This window comes from Aliamphritea ceti (assembly GCF_024347215.1).
GTDB classification, from domain to species: Bacteria; Pseudomonadota; Gammaproteobacteria; order Pseudomonadales; family Balneatricaceae; genus Amphritea; species Amphritea ceti.
Genome location: NZ_AP025282.1, coordinates 2,848,133 through 2,873,826 on the forward strand (window position 1 = coordinate 2,848,133; position 25,694 = coordinate 2,873,826).

A 25,694-nucleotide genomic window follows, 5' to 3' on the forward strand; every position below is an offset into this window, starting at 1 on the left:
CTCTCTGTAACGCTACAAAGCAAATAACTGCATTGCAGAAATAATAAAGGCGTGCCTGGCACGCCTTTATTTTATACCGCTCAGACTTTTCGGAAAATCAGGGTACCGTTAGTACCACCAAAACCGAAGGAGTTGGATATTGCCGCATCGATAGTAGCCTGCTGTGCAGCATTTGCCACATAGTTCAGGTCACAACCTTCTGACGGGTTATCCAGATTGATTGTAGGTGGTGCTACCTGATCACGAATCGCTAAAATACTAAAGATCGCTTCAACAGCGCCTGCAGCACCTAACAAATGACCAGTCATAGACTTGGTAGAACTCATACGTACATTCGCTGCTGCAGCATCACCCAATACAAGCTTGGCTGCATTAGATTCTGCAATATCACCCGCAGGTGTCGATGTACCGTGAGCGTTAATGTACTGCACCTGATCACCATTCAGTCCGGCGTCACGCATAGCATTCGCCATAGAAAGTGCCGCACCACTGCCATCTTCCGGTGGTGACGTCATGTGATGTGCATCATCGCTCATACCGAAACCAACCAGCTCAGCATAAATTTCAGCACCACGGGCTTTTGCAGATTCGTACTCTTCAAGCACGACCACACCAGCACCGTCACCCAGCACAAAACCATCGCGATCACGATCCCATGGCCGTGAAGCCGCCTGAGGATCATCGTTACGCGTAGACAATGCACGGGCCGCAGAGAAACCACCCAGGCCTAAAGGCGTGGTTGCCATCTCAGCACCACCTGCCACCATTACATCAGCATCACCATACTGGATCATGCGCGCAGCCTGACCAATATTGTGCGTACCTGTTGTGCAGGCAGTAGTAATCGCAATATTCGGGCCTTTAAAGCCGTACTTAATCGCTAGGTTGCCGGCAATCATATTAATAATGCTGCCTGGCACAAAGAATGGTGAAATCCGGCGCGGACCACTCTTGTTAAGAATATCATGGGTATTTTCAATCATCGGCAAACCGCCGATACCGGAACCAATCGCTACGCCGATACGCGATGCGTTCTCTTCAGTGACTTCAAGACCTGCGTCCTGAATCGCCTGAATGCTTGCCACCATGCCGTACTGGATAAACAAATCCATTTTACGGGCGTCTTTAGGATTAAGGTAACCTTCAAGACTGAAGTCCTTAATCGAAGCAGAAAAACGAGTACCAAAGGCAGATGCATCAAAATGACTAATTTCAGCAGCACCGCTTACGCCATTTAGTATATTCGCCCATGTCTCCTGGACAGTGTTACCTACCGGGCTAAGCATGCCCATGCCGGTGACGACAACTCTTCTACGAGACATTCAAATCCTCCTGGGGTTTGGTGACAAAAAGAAAAGCCGCACTATATCGCTATAGTTGCGGCTTCTCGGTATTCTGGGTATGTCGATTACTGATTTGCGTTGATGTAATCGATTGCCAGCTTGACGGTAGTGATCTTTTCAGCTTCTTCGTCAGGAATTTCAGTTTCGAATTCCTCTTCCAAAGCCATCACCAGTTCAACGGTGTCCAGAGAATCTGCACCCAGATCTTCTACGAAAGAAGCTTCTGTAGTTACTTCATCTTCTTTTACACCAAGCTGTTCAGCGATGATTTTTTTAACGCGCTCTTCGATGTTGCTCATAACTCTTCCTATTTTTTATCGACAGTCACATCCGTAGATGCGAACAGGGATTTTATTAGAATCCGCCGCCTTGGATCAAGCCTAACGGCAATTTTATCCAGTGAGCTGCGGCCCATTATCAACAATTTGACAAAAAAAACAATTCCCGTGAGAGAACTTTACGACATATACATGCCGCCGTTGACATGGATCGTCTCACCAGTAACGTATCCGCCCGCGTCACTGGCTAAAAAACCAACAACGGATGCGATTTCTTCAGGCTGCCCCAGACGCCCTAATGGGATCTGTGACTGCAATGTATCTTTGTGCTCCTGCGCCAGACCACTGGTCATATCAGTATCGATAAAGCCAGGTGCTACGCAGTTAACAGTGATGTTACGTGACGCAACTTCACGTGCCAGCGCACGACTGAAACCTTCCATACCGGATTTGGCTGCAGCATAGTTTGCCTGCCCTGCATTACCCATAGAAGCCACGACAGAGCTCACGTTGATAACGCGTCCCCAGCGAGCTTTAGTCATGCCACGCAAACAACCTTTCATGAGACGGTAAACAGACTTCAGATTGGTATTCATTACTGAATCCCACTCATCTTCTTTCATCCGCATCATGATATTATCCCGGGTGATACCGGCATTATTCACGATGATAGCGACTGCACCGAATTCTTCCTGCACAGCTTTAACCACCGCTTCGACAGACTCATTGGAGCCAACATCCAGATTCAGACCTGTGCCATTAACACCTGCCTGCTGCAAATATTCTGCAATAGATGCCGCACCGTTATCGCTGGTCGCAGTACCGATTACTACAGCACCCTGGCGACCCAGCTCAAGCGCAATCGCTTTGCCAATTCCCCGTGTGGCACCGGTAACCAGAGCTACTTTACCTTCAATGCTCATACTTTTCTTCCTATAATCACGATTCTGACGACCGCGTTCAACTTAATGCTTTTTCAAGTCCGGCTGGCTCGTTAATAGCAACCACATTCAACGGACGATGAACCTTCTTATTCAGACCAGACAGCACCTTACCCGGACCGCACTCAACAACCGTTTCAACACCTTCAGCAACCATATTCTGAACACTGTTAGTCCACAATACAGGGCTGTACAGCTGTGCCAGTAAATTCTGCACCAAGGCCTCGACATCAGCCGGTGGCTGAGCCGTAAAATTCTGCACAACTTTAATATCTGGCATACGAATATTTATATTCGCCAGCGCTTGCTCCATCTGCTCAGCAGCGGGACGCATCAGCGCACAATGGGATGGCACGCTAACCGGCAGAGGCACTACGCGCTTAGCACCGGCCTCTTTACAGGCAGCACTGGCACGTTCAACAGCATCTTTATTACCGGCAATAACAACTTGCCCCGGGCAGTTGTAGTTAACGGCAGAAACAACCTCATCACCTGCCGAGTCAGCACAGGCCGCCACAATCGCTTCATCAGCCAGACCCAGCACTGCAGCCATAGCTCCGGTACCTGCCGGCACAGCCTGCTGCATGAACTCACCACGCAGCTTCACCAGGTTAACGGCATCTTTAAAATCTATAGCCCCGGCACAAACCAGCGCAGTGTATTCACCCAGACTATGACCAGCCATTACCGCAGGAGTTGCACCACCCTGCTCCTGCCACAGACGCCATAAAGCAACACCAGCTGTCAGCAGAGCTGGCTGGGTACGATCAGTCTGATTAAGGTCTGCTTCCGGACCATTCTGAGTCAGAGCCCAGAGGTCATATCCGAGCACTTCGGATGCTTCAGCAAAAGTCGCCTGTATTACAGCGTGGGATTCTGCCAGCTCAGCCAGCATGGAAAGATGTTGGGAACCTTGTCCCGGAAAAGCAAAAGCAAGAGACTGCTGCATTATTACCTCAATTTGCAGATGAATGCCCGAAACCTGTAACAACAAAACTGAATATCTACAGGCTCAATTGACAGCGTAGTTTACAGTATTCACCTGAAAATAAAACGCCTTAGCTATCTAAGGAGAACAAGCCTTTTCAGGTAAAATTAAATTGAATGAATTTTTTCTAACTGGCGGTTGATACAGTTCGGCACATCCATACTTACTTCAGCGACCGCCTGATCAATGGCATAACCGAAACATTGCTGATCCGCACCACCATGACTTTTAACCACTATACCCTGCAACCCCAGTAAACTGGCCCCATTACGCCGAGCAGGGTCTATATAACTGGACACATCCTGCAACACCGGCTGCACCAGCCAGCCAAGCAAACGCCGATACAAGGAGCCGCTAAAACCACCTTTAAGCTGCTTTCCTATCAGGCGGGCAACACCTTCACTACTCTTCAGCGCAATATTGCCAACAAAACCATCACACACCACGACATCAACTTTACCGGCACAAATATCATCACCTTCGATAAAGCCGGCATAATTAATACCGCCATGCTCTTTAATCAGACGGGACGCCAGCTTAACCTGCTCATTGCCTTTTATTTCTTCTTCACCAACATTCAGCAAACCGACTTTAGGCTCAGCAATGCCAGCCACAGCCTGGGTCATTACCGACCCCATAATAGCAAACTGCAATAAGTGCTCAGCGCTGCAATCAACATTCGCGCCCAGATCAAGCATATAACTTTCACCGTTACGGGAAGGAATCGCTGTTATAATCGCAGGTCGGTCTATGCCCGGTAACATTTTCAGCACAAAGCGACTCAGCGCCATTAACGCACCAGTATTACCTGCACTAACACACGCTTGCGCATGACCATCCGCTACCAGACACATAGCTTCGTGCATTGATGTTTGTTTTCGCTGCCGCAGGGCATGAGAAGGCTTATCGGCATTGCCAATTACTTTATCGGCGTGCAAAATCGACAGTCGCTCAGAAAAACGCTGTTGCTCTTCAGAAGAAAGATAGGCAGAAATTTTATCTTGCTGGCCAACTAAGGTCAGAGATAAATGAGGATGACGCGCTAACGCATCAATACAGGCGGGTATAACAACGCGGGGACCGAAGTCCCCGCCCATCGCGTCAATCGCGATTCGCATATAGTCAGACCGACTTACTCGTCGTCTTGCTGTGCAACAACCTGCTTACCGCGGTAGAAACCATCAGCACTTACGTGATGACGACGGTGAGTTTCACCAGTAGTTGCTTCTACAGATAGAGTTGGGTTGCTCAGAGCGTCGTGTGAACGGCGCTGACCGCGACGTGAACGAGTTACTTTGCTCTTTTGTACTGCCATGGGTTGTAGCTCCTATATCAAAGCTTAATCAAGCTTACCGCCTTTCAGTGCTGCTAAAACACTAAAAGGGTTAGTTTTATCTGAATCTGTGTTTGTCGAGGTATCCGTTACTTCTTCACCGAAGGAAGTCTGTATGCTGCAGTCATCATGGTATGGCACAATTGGCAGCGTCAAAATCAGCTCTTCTTCAACCATCGGAAACAACTCCAATTCATCCCCTTCTACGATCAGCGGATCATAGTACTTAGGCAGATTATTGGCATGCTCCTCAGTCGGTGCAATGGCTAGATTGAACTTCGCTTCAACATCAATCTCAACCGGTTCCAGACAACGCTGACAAGTCATCGCTAACTTGCCACCTGCACTGCCCTGAACCGTACGTATCTTCAGCTCATCACGATCAAACTGTAAATCGATCCACACCTCTGCCTGATCATCAACTAACATTGATGCCAGATTCGGCATGAATTTCAGTTCAGTTGAACCTTCAATTCGTATTCCCCGCTCAGCAAGCTTACGCGGGTCTATTTTTTTGGGTATTGGGACGTTCGACATAAGCGCGCCATGATAGGGATCAAAAACCCTGCTGTCAAAGGAAATAACCCTTTGCAAGTTAAAAAAAACCGTTAATATCTACGACTTGTCTATCTCGTTAATCTGATTGGAATAACAGCCTGATGTCAGCGCTTATTTTAGCCTCGTCTTCACCCTATCGCCGCGCTCTTCTTGACCGCCTGAATCTGACCTATAAATGCGCTTCACCGGACATTGATGAAACCCCTATAGAAGGTGAATCCCCTAAGGATTATGTTGCCCGCCTGGCAGAAGCCAAAGCCCGCGAGCTTGCTGCGCAATATCCTGATGCCATCATCATCGGCAGCGACCAGTGCTGCGTACTGGACAACAGAATCGTCGGCAAGCCGGGCAATTTTGAAAATGCCCGCCGACACCTGCAAAACTGCTCAGATAAACACGTATCCTTTCTTACCGGACTCTGCGTACTTAATACCAGTAATGACAACTGTCAGGTTTGTGTTGAACCATATAATGTCCACTTCCGCACATTGAGTACGGCGATGATAGAAAACTACCTGCATGCAGAGCAGCCATATGATTGCGCCGGCAGTTTTAAAATAGAAGGACTGGGAATTGCATTATTCAGTAAGCTGGAAGGTGATGACCCAAACAGCCTGATAGGCTTGCCGCTGATTCGACTGATCAGCATGCTTGAACAACAAGGACTGGCTACTATTTAGATAAGCGGTTTAAGTAAGCGATTTAAACCGGCGCTGCCTCATCGTAAAACGGCGCCTGGGACTCTGCCAATGGCAAAGCCTCCCAGGCCGCTTTTGAACCAACATATATATGTAGCCCAATTTCTATTTCAGGGTCACCATCGACACAACCCAATGTTACACCATGCACCTGACCATTATAAATTCCGGTAAGCGTTGAACCACAGCACTTACAAAACTGCAAACCAAAGCCCTGCACACCAATATAGCTGGTCAGCAAATCTTCTCCCTGCACCCAGCGAAACTCATCCGCATCAAGCAGCGCATAAGCTGACGCCTGTGCACTGAAGGCCTTACGACATTGAGAACAGTGACAGCTACGTGCATCACGCAGCTTTCCCGTCAACTGATAAGTAACAGCGCCACAAAAACAACCGCCACTAATCGCCATAGATTATTGCAACTGCACCGGCGTATTCAGTCCCAGCTGGGTACTGATAGCCTTAGCAAAACTCACACCTAACTGATCAGCCAGTTCTTTAAGCGGTGAAACCTGTGGCGAATACTCTACCAATTGCTCAGCACCAACAATCTCCCGTGCAACGGTACTGCTGCTTGCCAAACCATCAATAAGACCAAGCTCTAATGCCTGCTCACCCGTCCAGACTAAACCGGAATACAGTTCCGGATTATCTTTCAGACGCTCACCACGCCCCAGCTTAACCTGTTCAATAAACTGTTTATGAGTTGTATCAAGCACGGTTTGCCAGAACTGACGATCCTCATCACGCAACGGTGAAAACGGATCCAGTAAAGCCTTGTTATCACCGGCAGTTAATGCCCGGCGCTCAACGCCCAATTTAGACATCAGATCCACAAAACCAAAACCAGAAGACACAACACCAATAGAACCTACCAGGCTCGCCTTATCCGCATAAATCTCATCGGCAGCAGCAGCAATATAGTAGGCACCTGAAGCACCTATATCAGTAATAACTGCGTAAACCTTCTTCTCAGGATACACCTGACGCAGACGCTTAATTTCATCGTACACATAACCGGACTGTACCGGGCTGCCACCCGGACTGTTAATCCGCACTAACACAGCTCTCGAATCTTCAGCCTTAAATGCACGGCGTAATGAATAAATAATAGAATCAGCACTGGCATCCTGACCGTTGGCGATCGGACCATTAACCTGCACAACCGCTGTATGCGGCGGCTGATCCAGAACATCTGAAGAAAATTGCGACTCCATAATAAATATTCCCAAAATCGCAAACAGGTACAAAAATGTCAGCGATTTAAAGAAAATACCCCAGCGGCGAGATTTCCGCTGCTCGCCCTGCAGACTCATAATCAGGCGTTCGATCAGACGCCATTCTTTTGCCGAGCGAACGTTACCGTCACCATCTGTTGTTTCTTTTTTTACAGAAGCCTTAGGTGCATCATTCGGCAATGCAGACATTGCCGGCTCAGCGTCCTGCTGCTGTGTATTAGTATTCTGCCCCGCAGCATCATCCTCTGGCGCTGCCTGCCAATGTTTATCTGACACGTAACTCTCCTGGCACAGAACTAACCTCTGCGCCCTTTTTATATAACTATATTTTAGACCCGAAAAACCCAGACCTGTCACCTGAAACAACAGACTCTGACGCTAAGAAAAACACATTAGCCTAAGCATTTACCTCGGCCACAACCTCAGCATCAAGGTAACGGTTTTCTAACCAGCTAACCATTTCTGTAAAGCTATGCACTTCCTGTACCGGACTAAACGGCTGCATCCGCTCCAGCGTATGAACGCCATAGCTAACAGCCAATCCATCGACACCGGCATTCAAAGCCATTTCCATATCGTATTCAGTATCACCAATCATCAGTGCATGCTCTGCTGCAACACCCGTTTCAGCCAGAATCTCATTAATCATCAATGGATCAGGCTTAGAAGCTGTTTCATCAGCACCACGGGATGCGACAAAAACATCGCCAAAACCAGTAGATGCAAACACCCGATCGATACCACGACGACTCTTACCTGTTGCTACAGCCAGCACATACCCCTGCTGCTGCAACTTTTTCAGACCTTCACGTACGCCTGGAAACAACGCTGTTGGCGTTGGATCATCACCCAGAAAATAATGCCCATACCGCTGCCGCATTGGCTCAATCATATCGTCAGCAATACCCGGAATCAGAATACGAAAGGCTTCAGGCAACCCTAACCCAATAATATCCCGGATAGCCGCGTCAGTTAATTCCGGCTGCTCTAAATCCCGCGCAGCCTGCTGCAAACAGGCAACAATACGCGCCGCGGAATCCATAACAGTTCCGTCCCAATCGAATATCAGCAGCTTATACAAGCAAGACTCCTTAACAGATTAAAAGTTTGAAAAACCAGCCGTACCAGATAGATTTTTTGTCGGCTACTTCATCAGAAAACAACACAAAAAATGTGCTGCCTACCTTATATGAATGCCCCTGAAAGTAAACCAGTCAATTCCTTTCACGGGACTTGTATGCATTGTTAGACTCAACTAGTCTATTCAGTTCACTCAAAATAATCTGACAAGCCACGTCCATATTGCTTATAGCTTTAACCAGCGACCAGCCAGTCAGAATAGTGATTAAAGCAGGTATTTCATGCAGCTCAGCCGCTTCAGCGATTACAGTTTACGCGTACTGTTTTATACAGCGACGAATAACCACCGTTTATGTCAGTTAGCAGAAATTGCCGATTTCTTTGATATTTCGGTCGAGCACTTACGTAAAGTCGTCCACGGGCTGGCTAAGTCAGGCTATCTGGAAACATTCCGGGGCAAAAAAGGCGGGATACGTCTGGCAGTACCTTCTGCCGACATTAATCTTGCTGAAATTATTGCATTGACTGAAGGCATGAAGCCACTGGTAGACTGTACAGGTCAGGAATGCTGCCTTTCGCCAGCCTGCGGACTGAAGAACATTCTCGCTCAGGCTCAGGCAGCAATGATGCGCACTCTGGCACAATATTCGCTGGCAGATATATTAGACGACCCGCAAATGCAAAGCCGTCTTATAGTTACCAGCCGTTAAACTATCCGGCAACTCTTACCCAACAACTCTATTACTCTGCAAGTTCCAGCTTTTCGCTGGCAACGATAACACCGTTATTATCTGCATAGACATAATGACCCGGTGTAAAATTCACACCGCCAAAGTTTAGCGAGATGTTCAATTCACCCACGCCTTTCTTCTCAGTCTTCATCGGATTAACACCCAACGCCTGAACCCCCAGATCCAGCTCACTGATTGCATTCACATCACGGAGGCAGCCATAGATAATAATACCTTCCCAGCCATTCAGCGCAGCCTTTTCAGCCAGCATGTCACCCAACATCGCACGACGCATTGAGCCGCCACCATCAACAACCAGCACCTTACCCTCACCCGGCAAAGCAACTTGCTCACGCACCAGGGAGTTATCTTCAAACGCCTTCAAAGTAACGATTTCACCGCCAAAGCGCTCGCGGCCGCCAAAGTTGCCAAACATTGGTTCAACAACCTGAATTTTTTCAGGAAACTGATCACATAATTCTGGTAATAAATCGTCCACGGAGCACTCCTTAATGTTCTTTGCATGTATACATAATGATGGCAGCATCATCCTAGATATCCGTGCCGGATGCACTACCACTTAAGAGCGAAATACACAGCTACGCGATACTGCGTTCAAATAAATAACTGTCGATCCCGCCGTCATCATCATCGTGACAGTTATATTGAAGCAACTTCAGTCCCGTAGCATCCTGGCCGGCAAAACCACTGAGCTCTGCCTCAGAAAGACAAAACCGGGCAGAGAACCCCTGCAACTGATGTTGCCGCTGGTTAAATGTCGCCAACCAGATTCGCCCACCGGGAAGCAGCAAACCAGACAATACAGCCAACAACTCTGGCGCTGGCTTAAAATAACTCATCACAATATTGTCAAAGTTGCCTAATCGCTGCAGCTCAGAATAATCATCAAGATCCAGACAACAGGTCGATACTGTTACACCATCAGCTGCAGCAAAACCTGCTAACCGCTCTAAACCGGCAGCAGATATATCGGCGGCAGTGACGTTAAACCCCTGCCCGGCAAGAAACAAACTCGCCGCACCATCACCACTGGCAATATCCAGCACAGAGCCAGGTTTCAAATGCCGCCACTCCTGAAGGAGAATTTTAGGTGTTCCGGGACGGACAGAAGGCTTACCAGCATAACGCTGATCCCACTTAATACGGTCTTGCTGCATAACGGTCTGAATTCCATAACTGAAACAGGCGTCGATTATGCGCGCAAGTATAGATACGGGCAAGCAGTCGGACTGCTCTCTTCAGGAATGACGCTTCTGCTGTTCAGTCAACTGACGATCCATTTCGCCGTACTGACGCTCATACGCCTGCGGATCCGACTGCCAGAGGCGGTAAAGCTTGCGATCATTTTTTGCCATAGGCGGTACTTTTTGATGCCTTCGCTGCCAGGCCCGCCAACTTAGCGGACCCAACACTAAAAGCAAAAATATCAGCAGCAATGGCCAGGAAACGTCACTATCAATCATATATACCTAAGTACTTTATTATTTAACTGCTTTTCTTAACTGCTTTTCTTAACTGTTTTTCTTAACTGGCAGCTCTAACGGACAATGCAGAACTGACAGCTCAAACATCAGCGGCTCAGATATAACAGCCGCTGTAGAGGATGCAGAATCTGCTGCTGATCCTGTCGCTTAACCTGACTTCTGCAAGAATAACCAGTAGCAACCAGACGATCGCTATTTTCCGGCGCATTCACTACATCCGACCAGCTCATTTTATAGATGCCGGCTGAAGTTTCAGCGTTTTCTGCCTCATGCCCATAAGTACCGGACATACCACAACAACCTGTGACTGCCTGCGTCAATATCTGACCACAATCAGCAAAAATCTGCTGCCAGCCCTTCATACTGGCTGCTGCCGAGGTTTTTTCAGTGCAGTGTGCCAGCAGAATAAACTCTCCGGCAGCAAGGTGGTAATCAGCGGCATAATCCTGCAACGCATCGCTCTGTTTTGAAAGCCACTCTTGAATTAACTGCACTTCAACCTGAGTACGGTTGGCATCATCGCGATATTCCTGCCGGTATGTCAGCGTCATTGCCGGATCAATCCCCACCAGTGGCAACCCGGTATCAGCAAGTGCTTTGAGCATATCGGTATTACGGTCTGCCGTTTTCTCAAAACCCTTCATAAAGCCATGCACATGCAAAGGCTTACCATTAGGGCGAAATGGTGCCAACATGACATTAAAACCAAGCCGCTGTAACAGTTCGATAACATCTAACACCAGCTGTACTTCAAAATGGCTGGTAAAAGCATCCTGCACAAGAATGACACTACGTGCCCGGTCAGCCTGTGTTAACCGGGTGATTCTGCTGACCGTTGCCAGCTCAACAACATGAGCTTCCAGCTGGCTGGCCAAGCTCTGTGGCGACATTTCAGGGTTATCTATCAACCCCAACAACCGGGCTGTTACCGCCCGCATTGCCGGACGCTGTGTCAGGGTATTATATAACAATGGCCATTTAGCCAGCGCTGGCAATAAAGGCTCCAGTCCCGCCAGCAAATAATCTTTAACCGGGCGCATATACCGACCGTAATACAGCTCAAGAAAACGCGACCGGAAATCCGGCACATTTACTTTAATCGGACATTGAGCAACGCAAGACTTACATGCCAGACACCCCTGCATAGCCTCATAAACTTCATGATTAAAGTCATACTGACCACGCTTAAGTGAAAGACTGTTGATCAGCCGACCGGGCAAGCTAAACAAAAAACTGCCCGCCTGAACCTTCTTACTTTCAGCAACCGGATCTGTATTTCGCTCAGCCAGTAACCTTAACCACTCCCGCACCAGCGATGCACGCCCTTTCGGTGAATGTTTGCGCTCCCGGGTTACTTTCCAGGAAGGACACATAGCATCCTTAGGATCATAGTTATAACAGGCGCCATTACCGTTGCAGAACATAGCCTGGCTATATTCTTCCCTAACCTCTAGCGGAATCAACCGGTCATGTTGGCCCCGGGTTGCCACTTCATCAATTTTCAGTAGCTCTTCATCAGTATCAGCTGGCGTAGCAATTTTGCCAGGATTCAACTGATTCAACGGGTCAAACCCAGCCTTCAGACGCTGTAGCTGCGGATAAAGCTCACCAAAAAATGCCGGTGCATATTCAGAGCGCACCCCCTTACCGTGTTCCCCCCAAAGCAATCCGTTATATTTTTGGGTCAACGCCACCACACCGTCAGTAATAGTTCTTACCAGCGATTCATCTTCCGCTTCTTTCATATCCATCGCCGGACGCACATGCAAAACCCCGGCATCAACATGACCAAACATCCCATATGCCAAACCATGCCCATCCAGCAAAGCACGAAACTCAGCAATAAATGGCGCTAAATTTTCTGGCGGTACTGCAGTGTCTTCAACGAAAGGAATTGGCCGTTGCTGCCCTTTGGCATTACCCAGTAAGCCAACAGCTTTTTTACGCATCGCCCAGACTTTGCCAATCTCATCATTACCGTATACAACCGAGTAACCAAAACTTTTAGCCGGCTGCTGATTCACAGCATCAAGATAAGCAGTAAGACGTGCAACACCTGCTACCAGCTCTTCCTGACTGGCCGCCGTATATTCGACCAGGTTTATGCCTTTAATTTCTGGCTCTGAAGCTTCCTGCGGGAAATAGTCTTCCACGGTTTGCCAGACAATATCCTGCATCGCCAGCGCTAATACTTTTGAGTCAATGGTTTCAACAGAGGTAGGCTTACACGCCATCACATGCTTGGCATCTTCCAGCGAATCCTGAAAGCCTGCATATTTAATATTCACTAAGGCTGAAAACTCAGGGATAGGCAATACATTCAGCTTTGCCTCGGTAATAAAAGCCAGCGAACCTTCAGCGCCACAAAGCACCGAATTAAGGTCAAACAAACCTGTTTCGGTACGGATATGCGCCAAATCATATCCTGTCAGACACCGGTTAAGCGGGGGAAACACATCTTCAATCAGCTGTTTATTATCCCGGTGAATATCATCCACCAGACGATGCACTGCGCCGACTTTGTCATCACGCCTTTTAACCTGCTCCAGCTCAGCCTCAGCTAATGGCTCAGATTGCCACTCACTGCCATCGAGAAAAACTGAGCTCAATGCCAGTACGTGATCCCGGGTTTTGCCATACAGACATGACCCCTGACCACTGGCATCAGTATTAATCATGCCGCCGATTGTTGCCCTATTACTGGTCGATAGTTCAGGCGCAAAAAATAACCCGAAAGGCTTCAGCGCAGCATTCAGCTGATCTTTAACCACACCGGTTTGTACACGCACCCAGCGCTGTTCAGCATTGATCTCCAGCACCTGATTCATATGCCGGGATATATCCACTACCACACCATCAGTCAGCGACTGACCATTTGTTCCGGTACCGCCACCACGCGGCGCTAAGACCACAGTCTTAAACTTTTCTTCACTGGCCAGCCTCGCAATTAACACCAGATCAGATGTTTGTTTCGGGTAAACCACCCCTTGCGGCAAAACCTGATAAATACTGTTATCTGTTGCTAGAACTACCCGGTTGGCATAATCCGGATTCACATCACCGGCAAAACCATTGGCAGTTAACTGATTAAAAAATTCCAGATAAAGGGCTTGAACAGGATTCAGGTTATCAAGACGGGGAATCATGGAAGAATATCTCTTGGCGTTTATTATAAATACAATATTAACAGATACTTATAGGATAAACTGAATTTATTACATTATTCATATTTATACTTAGACTGCTGTTTTCTGGCTCATGAGTGACAGTTTGAGGCTTAATCATTAATTACTCAAACGATTTAATTTGATAGATTAATCATCATTAAGAATTAATTGTTCGGACTCCACCTATGCAAAACAGCCATAATTTGTCGGTAAGACACCTGCGTGCATTTCTCCAGATAGCCGCAACAGGCAGCTTTACCCGTGCCGCAGAAAGCCTGCATCAGACCCAGTCCACACTGACAGCAACGATTAAACAACTGGAGCAGCAAGTCGGTCTGTCACTGTTCGACCGCACCACACGGAGCGTCATTCTTACTCAGGCAGGCGAACGCTTTTTACCCCAGGCAAAGCAACTCATTTCAGATTTCGACACAGCCATCGGCGACCTGCAAGCCATCTCTGCACATCAGCACGGTTTAGTAACAGTGGCGGCCTCCCCTTCAACCGTCAGTCGGCTGCTGCCCAAACTGGTACAGCTATATAAAGCAGAATACCCGGATGTCGATATTTGCCTGCGGGATGATAATGCCGCACAACTGGAACAACTGATTATCAGTAATGACGCTGACTTTGCCATTGCTGCCAGCCACAGCCAGCATCCGGATCTTAACTATCAGCAAATTCTTACCGACGACTATGGCGTAGTCCTTACCCGCCATCACCCTTTGAGCGACATACCACAACTTACATGGCAACAGATTGAAGCAGAACCTCTGGTTCATCTCAGCAGTGACAGCGCTATTCGCCAGCAATTAACAGAACACATCCCTGCATTTTCACAACCGCCGGGATTAGAAGTTTCAACCACCTCAGGCCTGGCAGCACTCGTCGAGCAAGGTCTGGGCATTACTCTGCTTCCGGCACTTGCTGCCAGTACAACAGCCTTCCAAAACCTTAACTTCGTCCCGCTCAGCAATCCGCTGATAACCCGCCGTATTTGTATTATTACGCGCAAATCCCGTTCACTAAGCCCAGCAGCAGCGAGTTTTCTCAAACTGATTCAGCAATATCTTGAGCAGGCCCGCCTGCCCACGCATGTACGCCTCACAAGCCAATGAAAACACATGTCATTTTGGGATATACATGCAGGCATGAAGCGCCCTGATCGCTATATCTGAATGAATTCTTTCTATAGGCTTAATGAACAAGCTCAAAATGGGTAATGGAATAAGGATGATGTTCCGTACCAGATGTCCTAACTCTAAAGCCTCACGTTGCAGGAAGATTAGCGCCTATTATGAAAATAAATATCACCCACAAAGCTTCGATCGGATACCTTATTATTCTGATCATGACGGTGGTCGCAGCCACTATCCTATATAACGCCACCCACCTTATCCGCGACAAAGTAAATGTCTTCGTCGATGACACATTACCCGCTCTCAATCATATCCAGGACATTAATCTGTCACTGAATGAGCTTGAAATAACCGCTTACGAACTCTACGGCACCAGCATCACTCCTGATCAATTTGCCAGCCGCGCGGCTTCTGAACTGGAACACATTAATGCTGCTGTTTCCGCCTACCAGTCCATCCGTGGTAATGATATGGGGCAGTTACAAGGAATTGTAGACTCAGTCAGCAACTCTCTGGGGCAACTGCAACAAACCATGTCTGCCAGCAACAAAGACTGGGACAAAGCGCGTAATCAACTGGCAGACCTCTCAGCCCGCGCAACTGATGGCAAAAACCGTATTGCTGAAATCAAACAGATGATCCAGGAAGACGCTAACGCCGGTGTCGCAGAAGTCAGCAACATGCTCGGCAACGAAATTCAGTTACTCTTCGTACTTATCATACTGATCCTGGCAGTCGTCATCGCGGCATTCATTGTGACTAAACGCCTGGTCGCTGCACCTATCCTGTCACTGTCCAATGATATCGATGTTGTGGCCAGCAGCTACAACCTTCGCCATGAAGTAAAAACCTTTGCTGAAGATGAGATTGGCGATGCCGCACAGCGCCTTAATGCGCTACTTGGCACTTTCCGTACCGCCATGACCGAAGTAAACAACGCCGCTCAGGGCACACAGGCCGCAGTATCAACCTTAAGTTCTGTTGCCACCACCTCAGATCAGCAAATTGATAATTTAAGTCAAATGATCGATGAACTAATGGACACTACCCGTGACCTTGAAGGCCATATTAAAGACCAGGTAGTACGCTCTGAAGCTGCCGCTGAAGCGGCAAATAAAGGTGCTGATGAAGTTGATAAAGGCGCATCAGAAATGCAACGCACATCCGACAGCATTGATGAACTGGCGAACGATGTCGAAAAAGCCTCTAACGAATTAATGCAGCTGCACGAAACCAGCAATCAGGTCGGACAGGTCGTCAGCACTATTGCCGATATCGCTGAACAAACTAACTTGCTGGCACTCAACGCAGCAATTGAAGCTGCACGGGCCGGTGAGTCTGGGCGGGGCTTTGCCGTTGTTGCCGATGAAGTACGTACCCTGGCAACACGTACTCACCAGTCAACCGCTGAAATCAATGAGATGCTGGCAGCACTGGTACAGTCAATCAACACAGTCGTAAACTCAATGCAGAGCGGCCGCGAGAAAGCTTCCGCATCTGTTGAGCTTGGCCAGAACATGGTGACAGTGCTGAATGAAATCCGCGCCTCCATCCTGTCCCTCAGTGAAGAAAGCCATCAGGTAGCCACTGAAACCGAACGGGCCGGTGAACAGGTATCCAGCATTGCAGGTGATGTTCAACAGTTCTGTTCCATTGGTAAGAGCGTCGCTGAAGACTCTCAACGAATTAAAACTGAAGCCCACAGCCTGAATGATCACGGCAATACCCTAAACAACACGGTTGCCCGCTTTAAGGTCTGAGCCAGCGACCGAATAAAACTTAAAGATAAAAGCCTCTGCAGCTAACTGCAGAGGCTTTTTTAATTTAACGGCGCCGCAATACCAAATAGACACCAAACACAGTGACACCTATGGCAGCTAATTGCAGCAAGGACAGCTGCTCATCAAATAACAACCAGGCCTCTATCGCCGCAGCAGGTGGGACTAAATAAAAGAAACTCGCCACTCTGGCCGACTCACCTTCCCGAATCATCAGCATTAACAATAAAATCGCTGCCACTGATAAACCAAATACCAGCCAGGCCATCGCCAGCCAGAGCGTCGGCGTCCACTGCACCACCCGCTCTTCAAACAGAAACGCCAGCAGCCCCATAAAAATAGCTGTCGAAATATACTGATATACAGAGCCCGCTAACAGATCCACTGAACCGCCAAACTGCTTCTGATACAGGGTCCCCACCGAAATAGCGATAAGCGCACAGCCAACCGCTACAAAAGCGCCCAGCCCGACATTTAGATTAGCGCCACCCTGCTGACCACTCAGAATCACTACACTGACACCCAACAGACCCAGCGCCATTCCCAGCCACTGAACACTTAATAGCTTCTGGCCAAACCAGCGCCAGCTCAGCAATGCCGTCAACAGCGGCTGAAGACCCACAAAAATTGCTGTAATACCCGCCGGCATACCCAGCTTAATCGCAGCAAACACACCTCCTAAATAGCAACCGTGCACCAGAAACCCAGTCACCATCTGATGACCTGCCTCCACTGGCGCAGGCCAGCGGGGTTTAAACATAAAACACAAGCCTGCAAACACCACCAATGTAAAAAGCATACGGAGAAACAACAGATAAAAAGGCTCAATAAATGGCAACGCATACTTTGCACCGACAAAACCGGTACTCCACAACAACACGAACATCCATGGAACGAACGCAATCGCGCGATTCATAGCAAACATCCTTCAGCAGCAAACAGAAATTGCGGAAAAGTCTTCAGAAAACAATCAGGAACGCCGGATCATAACGAAAATACATGGCCGGCAATACCTCCAGAACAAGGTTAAATTCATACTCATAAGCCATCTATATATCATCAGGCGTTTTTGCAGCAGAAAACCTCAATATAAAGTCAGCTCTCTGCGTCTTCCGGTTGACGACCCTTCACTCCCTGAGTTACAAATAAACTGCCGCCACAAGCTATCTTCAGCTAACATTTATCTATCAGCTGTTGTTATAACTACCTAATAATCAAAATAATTTGCGGCCACAGGTATTAAGAAGTATTTATGAGTAAATTTTATACTGCCGAACGCGTCAAAATAGACAGCCTTAACGATATTACCCAGCGCCCTGCTTATACCGACACTGTCAGGCCACTGCGCTCCGAATTTAAATATGTCGTCGCCGCTTACTCTTTCCCCCGCAAGATCGCCTGTTGCTCTGTGGCCAATTGCTATCAGAACCACAAAAAAGGCTTTCTGGTACACACCGCACATGGCCGGGAATGCAGCCTTTGCGAAAACTGCGCCCGCAAACTCATGGCTCCGGAGCTACTGAAGCCACCCCGTCCAACCAGGGTTAGCAGTAAGTCTTCTGCACCTAAAACCAAAACTGTCAGCAGCCGCGCTCCCGCTACACCAGCTGAAGACTTAGTTGTACTCAACCTAACCGATATTCACCAGCGCTGCGCTGACACCAAAGCCCGGGTTGAAGAGTTAAAGAAACAACCCAAAGGCGCCAGCTGGCTGTATCAGTCATTGCGTAATTTTAAGCAAGCCTGTCCAGCTGAACTCTTAGAGGCCCTTAAAAGCCTGCATCAGCAAGGCGAAAACAGCCCTGTACTGGAGCAAATGATAGAAGCTGACGCGAATGACGCACAATTAGCAGACGTTGAAAACCTGCAGGGTCTGGGTGTTTTTGCAGGCGATATTCGGCAGCAGTTAATCGACACTTGCCTGAAAGGCATCACTGAACTGGAAAAAAAGCTGAGCCGCTATAAGGATACTGACACACTGCAGCTGCCGGATGACTGGTTTGACGATATAAGTCAGGCATTAAACAATGGCGAACAACTACTCAGTGAAGCTAACCTATTTTTCACACCGGAAAATCTGTTACGCCTTAGCAGCTTGCCACTGGAAGGCAAAGCTCATCAACAGGTACGCAAGTTGCAGTGGGACTGCGACAAAGGCAAACCACGCTAACGACTTACTATGCCATCACTCACTCAGATTAATGACTTACCCGCCCCACAACGCTTGCATGAAGACTTGTGCTGGTTTCACCATCACAGCCCACACCAGCAAACAACTCTTCTGGTTTACGCCATTGAACGGGATTTTTTGTCGGCACCGAAAAGCTTTGCGGTTGTGGAACTGTCAGGAGAAATGACACCGGAAGTACACCAGATGCATACTGCCACTTATTTACAACAACTCGACATGGACGCTGAGCTGACGACGGGTTTATACGGCATAGATCTGGATGAGGAGACCGATATCCTGCTTCTCCTCAGCCAGCAGTCAGCACTGGAGGTTACCTATCAGCAACGACGTCTGATAACAACGCTATACCACTGCTCAGACAGTCAACAGGCATTACTGCAGTACCTCCGTACAGACTGACTCTTAGACAAACTGCCAGCTCATGCCGGCTGGCGATTTAGCTAGTCGCTCTTACCCCATGGGCTACTTTTAGTATCCAGATATAACTGTTCAACTTTAGTACGCGCCCAGGGCGTGCGTCGCAAAAATTTCAGACTGGATTTAACACTGGGGTTTTGCTGAAAACAGTTAATATCAATCAGCTGACCAAGACGCTCCCAGCCATAATGCTGTTCCAACTCAGTAACGATCTGTTCTAGCTTAACGCCATGCAGCGGATTGTTTGGTTGCTGATCCATAAAATTCCGGTCGACTCATTAATTTCTGGCGCAATTATACGGCCTCTCAGTCGCGACCGATACTTAATTAGCCACAATCATTAATCCGGATTTCACAACGAAGCTAGCCGTCAGAACGGACCTACATAACAACTGAGCAAGCAGCAAACACTCTAAATGCTGTTCTAACTAAAGCATGTCAGATAACTTCCGTTCCAGGTCTTACCGAGCGTTTTCTTCCGCATTTGAGCTGGGTTACAATGCCCAGCCTGAACATCAACCTTCACTGATCAGTTGTCACTCAATCTATGAATTTCGATACGCTGCAAAATAATTTTTTCCGCCTTCGTAACAACCGCCTGTTTGAATGGTTTGTTGTCGGCATTATCATCTTCTCAGCGCTGGTAATTGGCGCCAAGACTTACGACATCCCACCCCAGCTGCTAATACTGACAAGCTGGATGGATACCGGCATTACATTCTTCTTCCTCATAGAGATAACAATACGTTTCCTTGGCGAACCGAATAAACGCAGCTTCTTCAAGAACCCCTGGAACCTCTTCGACACCCTGATTGTTGTAGTCAGCCTGATACCTATTCAAGACAGCGAAATGGCCCTGATCGGCCGCTTAATCCGTATCTTCCGGGTATTACGGATGGTATCGATTATTCCTGAGCTACGCTTATTGCTGAACTCACTGATCAAGGCGTTGCCACAACTTGGCTATGTCATTCTGCTGATGTTTATCATCTTTTACATTTATGCGGCGGTTGGAGCATCTTTCTTTGCCCACATAAATGAAACCCTGTGGGGCGACATATCCATTGCCATGCTAACCCTCTTCCGGGTAATGACTTTTGAAGACTGGACAGATGTCATGTATGAAACCATGGCGGTGTACTCCTTTAGCTGGGCCTACTATCTGAGCTTTATCTTCTTAACCACTTTTGCCTTCCTGAACATGGTTATTGGTATTGTTGTAAACGTCATGGAAGCCGAACACGCTGAAGTACGTAAAGAACAGGAACTTGCCGATGGCGTACCAACCATTGAAGACCTGCATAAAGAAATTATCGAACTCAAAACCCTGATCAGAGAGCAGCATACGCACCGCGAAAACTAATCACGATGCACCCCGTTGCAGATATAAAAAAAGCCTCATTATGAGGCTTTTTTTATACATTAATTCAGCATTACGGGCGCATGGTTTTGCCCTGAGAGCTGATCTTCACCAGATCAGAGAAACCGGCGCCTGTGTGCTGCTGATAGATATCATCAAGACTACCATCCGCATGCATGGCACCGACAGCGGCATCCAGACGACGCATCTTATCCCGCTGACCTACGTTAAAAGATGGATACATAGGCTGAGTACTGAATACCGGCAGCATAGGCTTAAGATCCAGACTGTGATCACGGATTGCCTGCTGCATAACCACGACATCAGCAAACACCAGATCCAGACGATCTTTCATAATCATCTTCCCAGCCACTTCTTCACTGGGCACCCATTCAATAACAGGAAAACCAGCATTCAGAATTTTGGTGGAATACTGGAAGCCCTGCATCAGCGCCAGACGCTTATCGACCAGCTTACCAACATACTCGTAAGGCCCATAATCGTCCCCGTTACGTAACCAGAACGCCTGCACATACAAAGCATTGGGGTGGTCACCATGGATCAGACCGGGACGCTCAACCGCATCCAGAGCAAAATCATATTCGCCCCGCTGCACCATTACGATACAACGTTGCCAGGGTAAATTACGGAAGCTGATATCGAATCCGGCCCGTTCTGCTGCAGCCTGCATTACATCGACGGTAATACCGCCAGGCTGACCATCAATCATCCGTGTATAAGGTGGCCACTCAACAAAGCAAGCTCTCAGCTTCTCTGCTGCAGAGACTTGCGTGGCACTAAACAGAACAACGACCAGAACTGCACGAATCAGACAGTCGAAAAGTGTGCGCATATAACGTTTCCTTTTGGCTATCAGAGTGAATCTGTCACTGTTTCGCCCAGTATATAGCAGCCACCGTACCCCTGACATACTGTATTTATATACGACTGCCCAGATCGGGGTGAATGGAATATCTTAAGTCGTTTTGTGACACATAACTTGCCCATACAAAGCCGCACACCTATACTGTATATATTTACAGTATAAATATATTACACTCATGAAATGCCAATTTATTGCCCGCTATCAGATGCCTTCAAATACCACTGTTTGCATTCCACTGTTTGGCGAAACAGTTCCTGCAGGTTTTCCTTCACCGGCACAGGACTATGTAGAACGTAGCCTGGACCTGAATGAGCTTTGTATTCAGCATCCTGCAGCGACCTACTTTGTTCGTGCTCAGGGCGATTCCATGCAAGGCGCGGGCATTTTTGACGGCGATATTCTGGTCGTAGACCGTTCACTCAAAGCCCGCCATGAAGACATTGTCATCGCCTGTCTGGACAACGAATTCACCGTTAAGCAACTGCAAACTCGCCCCCGCATGCGCTTAGCCCCAATGAACCGACAGTTTCCCGTCATCGAGATACAAGAAGAATCAACACTGGAGATTTTCGGCGTCGTCAGCACTGTTATTCATCAGTTGCGCAGGTAACAACTATGTCGACACCCTGCTTTGCCCTGGTGGACTGTAATAACTTCTATGCCAGCTGTGAACGCCTGTTCCGCCCGGACCTGCGCAACAGACCAATAGTTGTACTCTCCAATAACGATGGCTGTATTGTTGCCCGTAGCTCTGAAGCTAAAGCACTGGGAATTACAATGGCAGTACCTTTATTTCAGGTACAGGAAATCCTTGACCGGGAACAGGTCACTGTTTTTTCATCCAACTACGCACTTTATGGCGACATCTCTGCCCGCGTCATGAGCCTGCTGGAACAACTGGCACCGGCCACAGAAGTGTATTCAATTGATGAAGCCTTTCTGGATTTTACCGGCATTAAAGCCAACCAGTCACTCGACGCACTGGGCAGCCAAATTAAACAACAGATAGCCGACTGGGTAGGTATTCCGGTATGTGTAGGTATAGCCCCGACCAAGACACTCGCCAAGCTGGCTAATCATGCCGCCAAAGCATATCCAAAAACCAATGGCGTTGTTGATCTCACAGACCCGGCCCGGCAACAGCGATTATTGCGCCTGCTACCGGCAGACGAAGTATGGGGCGTTGGTCGTCGAACTTACAGACGTTTGCAAACACTCAATATTCATACAGCCTGGCAGCTGGCATGCTGCAACACCGCGTGGATACGCAAAGAATTTTCCGTCACTCTGGAACGCACAGTCCGGGAGCTTCAGGGACAAAGCTGCTTTGATCTGGAAGACCAGCCACCACCACGGCAACAGATTCTCTGCAGCCGTAGCTTCGCAAAGCGCATAACAGAATATTCACCCATGCATGCAGCCATTTGTCAGTACACAGCCAGAGCAGCAGAAAAACTACGCGAACAGGATGCTACAGCGCGGCTAATCAGCATTTTCATCCGCACCAGCCCGCACAGCCATAACAGCGAGTATTACAGCCCCTCTGCCAGTCACCGCTTAAGCGTTCCCAGCAATGACACCCGCATACTGGTTGCAGCTGCCATCAAATTACTGAATAACATCTGGCAGGAAGGCCACAGATTTATTAAGGCAGGCATCATTCTCACCGACCTGTACACCGCTGGAAGTTTTCAACCAACCCTGTTTGACCAACCTGACCGGCGCAACAGTAAAGCACTCATGGAAACGCTGGACAGAATCAACCACTCGGGACTTGGCAAGATATGCTTTGCCGGCGAGCAACTTAGCCAGGGCTGGCAGATGCAACGCAATAAATTATCACCAGCCTACACCACTAGATGGCATGAATTACCCATTGTAAAAGCTTAGAATTACACTCTCTAAATTCCAGACATAAACTTAAACACCTACATTTAAAAATCTATATAAGCCTTTGATATTTAAAATATCAAAGATGAATCACTTTCCTGCCACGTAGCGAATTTAGGCATTACTTGCTTAAACAGATCAGACTCACAGAACCCCTTCACCCAGGCCTGCAAATGTGGGTAATCATTAGTGTAAAACCAATCTCTGTCGACATGAGCAAACTGTCGCACGAAAGGCACAATTGCCATATCCGCCAGACTCATTCGCGGCAATACCAGATACCCCTGATTAGCTGCTAAACGCGCCTCAAGCTTCGCTAAACTCACCATACATTCATCACGATAATAGCTTTGCGGACGCTCAGGATGACGGTCAAAATACTTGTAACGATCCAGATGCTGCTTGAAAACAAAATCATTCTCCTGAATCAATCCCTGAATATCCCACTGCAGCTCGGGCTCTGAATTAAGCAGCCAATCCTGCGGATCATTCTGCCGTAATGCCCAGCGCATAATATCGAAGCTTTCCTCCAATACCCGACCATCTGGCAACACCAGCACCGGAACTGTTCCCTTCGGAGACACATCCAACATTGCCTGTGGCTTGTTTCTGAGCACAATTTCACGCAACTCAACCTGTGTCTGACTATACGCCAGTGCCAGACGGGCACGCATCGCATAAGGGCAACGACGAAAAGAATATAAAACAGGAAAGTCAGCCATATATCTCTACTTAAGGGTCAAAGAATCAAAAACCGCCAGTATACTCTGTTCTGCTGCGGTGCTTAACCGAACAGCGCTATGCTATGATCCCGCCGACAAGAATTAACCGTACAAGAGCACCCCGTGGAATTACTCAATATACAGTGTTTGGGCAAATCATTACGCTTAGAAGGCTCTATGGCCGGCTGGCAAATCCTTTACTGGGATAATACTCCTGTATCCCGTATTGATGCTGATGCGGACTACAACGGCGCATCAGAGCACAGCTTTGAGTTACAGGCAGGCGAACAGGTTATTAACTGCCGGCTGGCAATTCAGCTGAACTGGCAACCTTTCAAATTGCAGCACCGGTTGTTTATAGACGACCAGGCAATAAGCGACGGCAACCGCGACAGTAAAGATATCGAGCGACAAGAACCCGTGCAGGCACCAGAACCCGCTAAAAAACCTTTCAGCATTGTAGGTTTGGCAGCACTGGGCCTGAAGCTATTCAAAAGCGCTAAGCTCATCAAGGTCATACTTGCCGGTGCCAGTCTGGCTGCTTACTCATGGTTCTTCTCAATACAGTTTGCACTGGCTCTTATTGCCTGCCTGGTAATACACGAGTACGGGCATATCCGAGCGATGAAACACTTTGGCATGCAAACTAAAGGCATTTATCTGATTCCTTTTCTCGGTGGCCTGGCGCTTAGTGATGAGAAAATTAATACTCGCTGGCAAGATGTGGTGATTTCACTGATGGGCCCGGTATTTGGTTTACTTATGTCGGTACTCTGCCTGTTTGCTTACTGGATAACAGGTGAAGCTTTTTTTGCCGGTTTAAGCGCCTTTAATGCACTGCTAAATCTGTTTAACCTGCTACCGATTTTACCTCTGGATGGCGGGCATGTATTAAAAAGCATCGCCTTCTCAATGAACTCTCTGGTGGGCTTATTATTATGTGCTGGAGCTGCAGGCGCGGGCATTTTCGTCAGCTACTACCTGGGACTGGCCCTGCTGGGCTTTCTGCTGATCATCGGCTGCCTTGAAATAGGTTTCGAATGGCGCAGCCGCTATATGACACACTTATTGCCACTGGATCGGTACGGACAGATTTTTTCAACCCTATGGTATTTGGCCACCGTAAGCGGCCTGATTGCAATCATCTGGTACTTTGCCGGCAGCGGTGATGCTCTGCTAGGTTTGCCGTTACAGGTATTACGCAGCTAGAATACAGATATCGCGGGCGAACAACGCCCGCTTTATGAGAAGAAAACATGAGCGATAAAGTCGTAGATTTCAATAGTAAACGGGACGAAGCCCGCCACAAGCGCAAAGAACAGCGCATGGACAATATGAAAGACCGCTTTGAAAAGGCCATGCCAACAGAAGAAACAGACCCAAAGAAAAAGCTGCTGAATATTTTTAAAAAGAAAAAGCCGAAAAAGCGCTAACGGGATAGAAAATCAG

The 25,694-nt window shown here is 48.0% G+C and carries 29 protein-coding genes; 11 read left to right on the forward strand and 18 right to left on the reverse strand.

Annotated features, from left to right (window positions below; genetic code table 11):
* Window positions 1-80 precede the first annotated feature (80 nt).
* From fabF to OCU49_RS13135, 7 genes are all read right to left on the reverse strand, one after another.
* On the reverse strand, window positions 81-1,322 hold the full coding sequence (fabF, locus tag OCU49_RS13105) for a beta-ketoacyl-ACP synthase II (RefSeq protein WP_261841021.1): 1,242 nt from the start codon (window positions 1,320-1,322) through the stop codon (window positions 81-83).
* Between the two features lie 86 nt (window positions 1,323-1,408).
* Window positions 1,409-1,642 carry an acyl carrier protein gene (gene acpP, locus OCU49_RS13110; RefSeq protein WP_205656449.1) on the reverse strand — a complete coding sequence of 78 codons (234 nt, stop codon included), beginning with the start codon at window positions 1,640-1,642 and terminating at the stop codon, window positions 1,409-1,411.
* Window positions 1,643-1,800: 158 nt separating this feature from the next.
* Complete coding sequence (fabG, locus tag OCU49_RS13115) at window positions 1,801-2,544, reverse strand: 3-oxoacyl-ACP reductase FabG (RefSeq protein ID WP_261841022.1); 744 nt, start codon at window positions 2,542-2,544, stop codon at window positions 1,801-1,803.
* 37 nt (window positions 2,545-2,581) lie between these two features.
* On the reverse strand, window positions 2,582-3,511 hold the full coding sequence (gene fabD / locus OCU49_RS13120; RefSeq protein ID WP_261841023.1) for an ACP S-malonyltransferase: 930 nt from the start codon (window positions 3,509-3,511) through the stop codon (window positions 2,582-2,584).
* 146 nt (window positions 3,512-3,657) lie between these two features.
* Window positions 3,658-4,668, reverse strand: a complete 1,011-nt coding sequence (gene plsX, locus OCU49_RS13125; RefSeq protein WP_261841024.1) for a phosphate acyltransferase PlsX — start codon at window positions 4,666-4,668, stop codon at window positions 3,658-3,660.
* A gap of 14 nt (window positions 4,669-4,682) precedes the next feature.
* The gene (gene rpmF, locus OCU49_RS13130) at window positions 4,683-4,865 is read right to left on the reverse strand and encodes a 50S ribosomal protein L32 (RefSeq protein ID WP_205656453.1); all 183 of its coding nucleotides are present in this window, start codon (window positions 4,863-4,865) and stop codon (window positions 4,683-4,685) included.
* A gap of 24 nt (window positions 4,866-4,889) precedes the next feature.
* The gene (locus OCU49_RS13135; protein ID WP_261841025.1) at window positions 4,890-5,420 is read right to left on the reverse strand and encodes a YceD family protein; all 531 of its coding nucleotides are present in this window, start codon (window positions 5,418-5,420) and stop codon (window positions 4,890-4,892) included.
* 122 nt (window positions 5,421-5,542) lie between these two features.
* On the opposite strand from OCU49_RS13135, the gene OCU49_RS13140 reads away from it, so the two are divergent.
* The gene (locus OCU49_RS13140) at window positions 5,543-6,121 is read left to right on the forward strand and encodes a Maf family protein (RefSeq protein WP_261841026.1); all 579 of its coding nucleotides are present in this window, start codon (window positions 5,543-5,545) and stop codon (window positions 6,119-6,121) included.
* A 22-nt stretch (window positions 6,122-6,143) separates the two neighbouring features.
* On the opposite strand, the gene OCU49_RS13145 is transcribed toward OCU49_RS13140, so the two are convergent.
* The 3 genes from OCU49_RS13145 to OCU49_RS13155 form a co-directional block, all read right to left on the reverse strand.
* Window positions 6,144-6,551 (reverse strand): GFA family protein, encoded by a 408-nt coding sequence (locus tag OCU49_RS13145; RefSeq protein WP_261841027.1) that lies wholly within the window; start codon window positions 6,549-6,551, stop codon window positions 6,144-6,146.
* A gap of 3 nt (window positions 6,552-6,554) precedes the next feature.
* Window positions 6,555-7,655, reverse strand: coding sequence for a signal peptide peptidase SppA (gene sppA / locus OCU49_RS13150; protein ID WP_261841028.1), 1,101 nt, complete (start codon window positions 7,653-7,655; stop codon window positions 6,555-6,557).
* 121 nt (window positions 7,656-7,776) lie between these two features.
* Window positions 7,777-8,460 (reverse strand): HAD-IA family hydrolase, encoded by a 684-nt coding sequence (locus OCU49_RS13155; protein ID WP_261841029.1) that lies wholly within the window; start codon window positions 8,458-8,460, stop codon window positions 7,777-7,779.
* Window positions 8,461-8,740: 280 nt separating this feature from the next.
* On the opposite strand from OCU49_RS13155, the gene OCU49_RS13160 reads away from it, so the two are divergent.
* Window positions 8,741-9,169 (forward strand): RrF2 family transcriptional regulator, encoded by a 429-nt coding sequence (locus OCU49_RS13160; protein WP_261841030.1) that lies wholly within the window; start codon window positions 8,741-8,743, stop codon window positions 9,167-9,169.
* Between the two features lie 31 nt (window positions 9,170-9,200).
* Here OCU49_RS13160 and rraA read toward each other — a convergent pair whose 3' ends face one another.
* The 4 genes from rraA to ydiJ all read right to left on the reverse strand — a co-directional run bounded on the left by rraA (window position 9,201) and on the right by ydiJ (window position 13,841).
* A complete protein-coding gene (gene rraA, locus OCU49_RS13165) occupies window positions 9,201-9,689 on the reverse strand; it encodes a ribonuclease E activity regulator RraA (RefSeq protein ID WP_261841031.1) in 489 nt (162 codons plus the stop codon).
* 100 nt (window positions 9,690-9,789) lie between these two features.
* The gene (locus tag OCU49_RS13170) at window positions 9,790-10,368 is read right to left on the reverse strand and encodes a class I SAM-dependent methyltransferase (RefSeq protein WP_261841032.1); all 579 of its coding nucleotides are present in this window, start codon (window positions 10,366-10,368) and stop codon (window positions 9,790-9,792) included.
* Between the two features lie 81 nt (window positions 10,369-10,449).
* On the reverse strand, window positions 10,450-10,674 hold the full coding sequence (locus OCU49_RS13175) for a hypothetical protein (protein ID WP_261841033.1): 225 nt from the start codon (window positions 10,672-10,674) through the stop codon (window positions 10,450-10,452).
* Between the two features lie 107 nt (window positions 10,675-10,781).
* Window positions 10,782-13,841, reverse strand: coding sequence for a D-2-hydroxyglutarate dehydrogenase YdiJ (gene ydiJ / locus OCU49_RS13180; RefSeq protein WP_261841034.1), 3,060 nt, complete (start codon window positions 13,839-13,841; stop codon window positions 10,782-10,784).
* 206 nt (window positions 13,842-14,047) lie between these two features.
* Here ydiJ and OCU49_RS13185 point away from each other — a divergent pair, with 206 nt between their 5' ends.
* Complete coding sequence (locus OCU49_RS13185; RefSeq protein ID WP_261841035.1) at window positions 14,048-14,980, forward strand: LysR family transcriptional regulator; 933 nt, start codon at window positions 14,048-14,050, stop codon at window positions 14,978-14,980.
* Window positions 14,981-15,159: 179 nt separating this feature from the next.
* Complete coding sequence (locus OCU49_RS13190; protein WP_261841036.1) at window positions 15,160-16,761, forward strand: methyl-accepting chemotaxis protein; 1,602 nt, start codon at window positions 15,160-15,162, stop codon at window positions 16,759-16,761.
* 64 nt (window positions 16,762-16,825) lie between these two features.
* On the opposite strand, the gene OCU49_RS13195 is transcribed toward OCU49_RS13190, so the two are convergent.
* Window positions 16,826-17,695: a DMT family transporter gene (locus tag OCU49_RS13195; RefSeq protein WP_261841037.1), complete on the reverse strand. Its 870-nt coding sequence runs from the start codon at window positions 17,693-17,695 to the stop codon at window positions 16,826-16,828.
* A 336-nt stretch (window positions 17,696-18,031) separates the two neighbouring features.
* Between OCU49_RS13195 and OCU49_RS13200 the strand changes: the two genes are divergently transcribed.
* Together OCU49_RS13200 and OCU49_RS13205 are read left to right on the forward strand one after the other, a co-directional pair.
* On the forward strand, window positions 18,032-18,949 hold the full coding sequence (locus OCU49_RS13200; RefSeq protein ID WP_261841038.1) for a hypothetical protein: 918 nt from the start codon (window positions 18,032-18,034) through the stop codon (window positions 18,947-18,949).
* 9 nt (window positions 18,950-18,958) lie between these two features.
* Window positions 18,959-19,369, forward strand: coding sequence for a hypothetical protein (locus tag OCU49_RS13205; RefSeq protein ID WP_261841039.1), 411 nt, complete (start codon window positions 18,959-18,961; stop codon window positions 19,367-19,369).
* Window positions 19,370-19,410: 41 nt separating this feature from the next.
* On the opposite strand, the gene OCU49_RS13210 is transcribed toward OCU49_RS13205, so the two are convergent.
* A complete protein-coding gene (locus tag OCU49_RS13210; RefSeq protein ID WP_261841040.1) occupies window positions 19,411-19,647 on the reverse strand; it encodes a VF530 family protein in 237 nt (78 codons plus the stop codon).
* Window positions 19,648-19,934: 287 nt separating this feature from the next.
* On the opposite strand from OCU49_RS13210, the gene OCU49_RS13215 reads away from it, so the two are divergent.
* Window positions 19,935-20,750 (forward strand): ion transporter, encoded by an 816-nt coding sequence (locus tag OCU49_RS13215; protein WP_261841041.1) that lies wholly within the window; start codon window positions 19,935-19,937, stop codon window positions 20,748-20,750.
* Window positions 20,751-20,820: 70 nt separating this feature from the next.
* On the opposite strand, the gene OCU49_RS13220 is transcribed toward OCU49_RS13215, so the two are convergent.
* Window positions 20,821-21,600 (reverse strand): substrate-binding periplasmic protein, encoded by a 780-nt coding sequence (locus OCU49_RS13220; RefSeq protein WP_261841042.1) that lies wholly within the window; start codon window positions 21,598-21,600, stop codon window positions 20,821-20,823.
* A 208-nt stretch (window positions 21,601-21,808) separates the two neighbouring features.
* Between OCU49_RS13220 and umuD the strand changes: the two genes are divergently transcribed.
* Window positions 21,809-22,243 (forward strand): translesion error-prone DNA polymerase V autoproteolytic subunit, encoded by a 435-nt coding sequence (gene umuD / locus OCU49_RS13225; protein WP_261841043.1) that lies wholly within the window; start codon window positions 21,809-21,811, stop codon window positions 22,241-22,243.
* A gap of 5 nt (window positions 22,244-22,248) precedes the next feature.
* Complete coding sequence (umuC, locus tag OCU49_RS13230) at window positions 22,249-23,523, forward strand: translesion error-prone DNA polymerase V subunit UmuC (protein WP_261841044.1); 1,275 nt, start codon at window positions 22,249-22,251, stop codon at window positions 23,521-23,523.
* A gap of 71 nt (window positions 23,524-23,594) precedes the next feature.
* Here umuC and OCU49_RS13235 read toward each other — a convergent pair whose 3' ends face one another.
* Window positions 23,595-24,245: a glutathione S-transferase gene (locus tag OCU49_RS13235; protein ID WP_261841045.1), complete on the reverse strand. Its 651-nt coding sequence runs from the start codon at window positions 24,243-24,245 to the stop codon at window positions 23,595-23,597.
* Between the two features lie 123 nt (window positions 24,246-24,368).
* On the opposite strand from OCU49_RS13235, the gene OCU49_RS13240 reads away from it, so the two are divergent.
* Complete coding sequence (locus OCU49_RS13240) at window positions 24,369-25,454, forward strand: site-2 protease family protein (RefSeq protein ID WP_261841046.1); 1,086 nt, start codon at window positions 24,369-24,371, stop codon at window positions 25,452-25,454.
* A 47-nt stretch (window positions 25,455-25,501) separates the two neighbouring features.
* Window positions 25,502-25,678: a hypothetical protein gene (locus OCU49_RS13245; RefSeq protein WP_261841047.1), complete on the forward strand. Its 177-nt coding sequence runs from the start codon at window positions 25,502-25,504 to the stop codon at window positions 25,676-25,678.
* The last annotated feature ends 16 nt before the right edge of the window (window positions 25,679-25,694 follow it).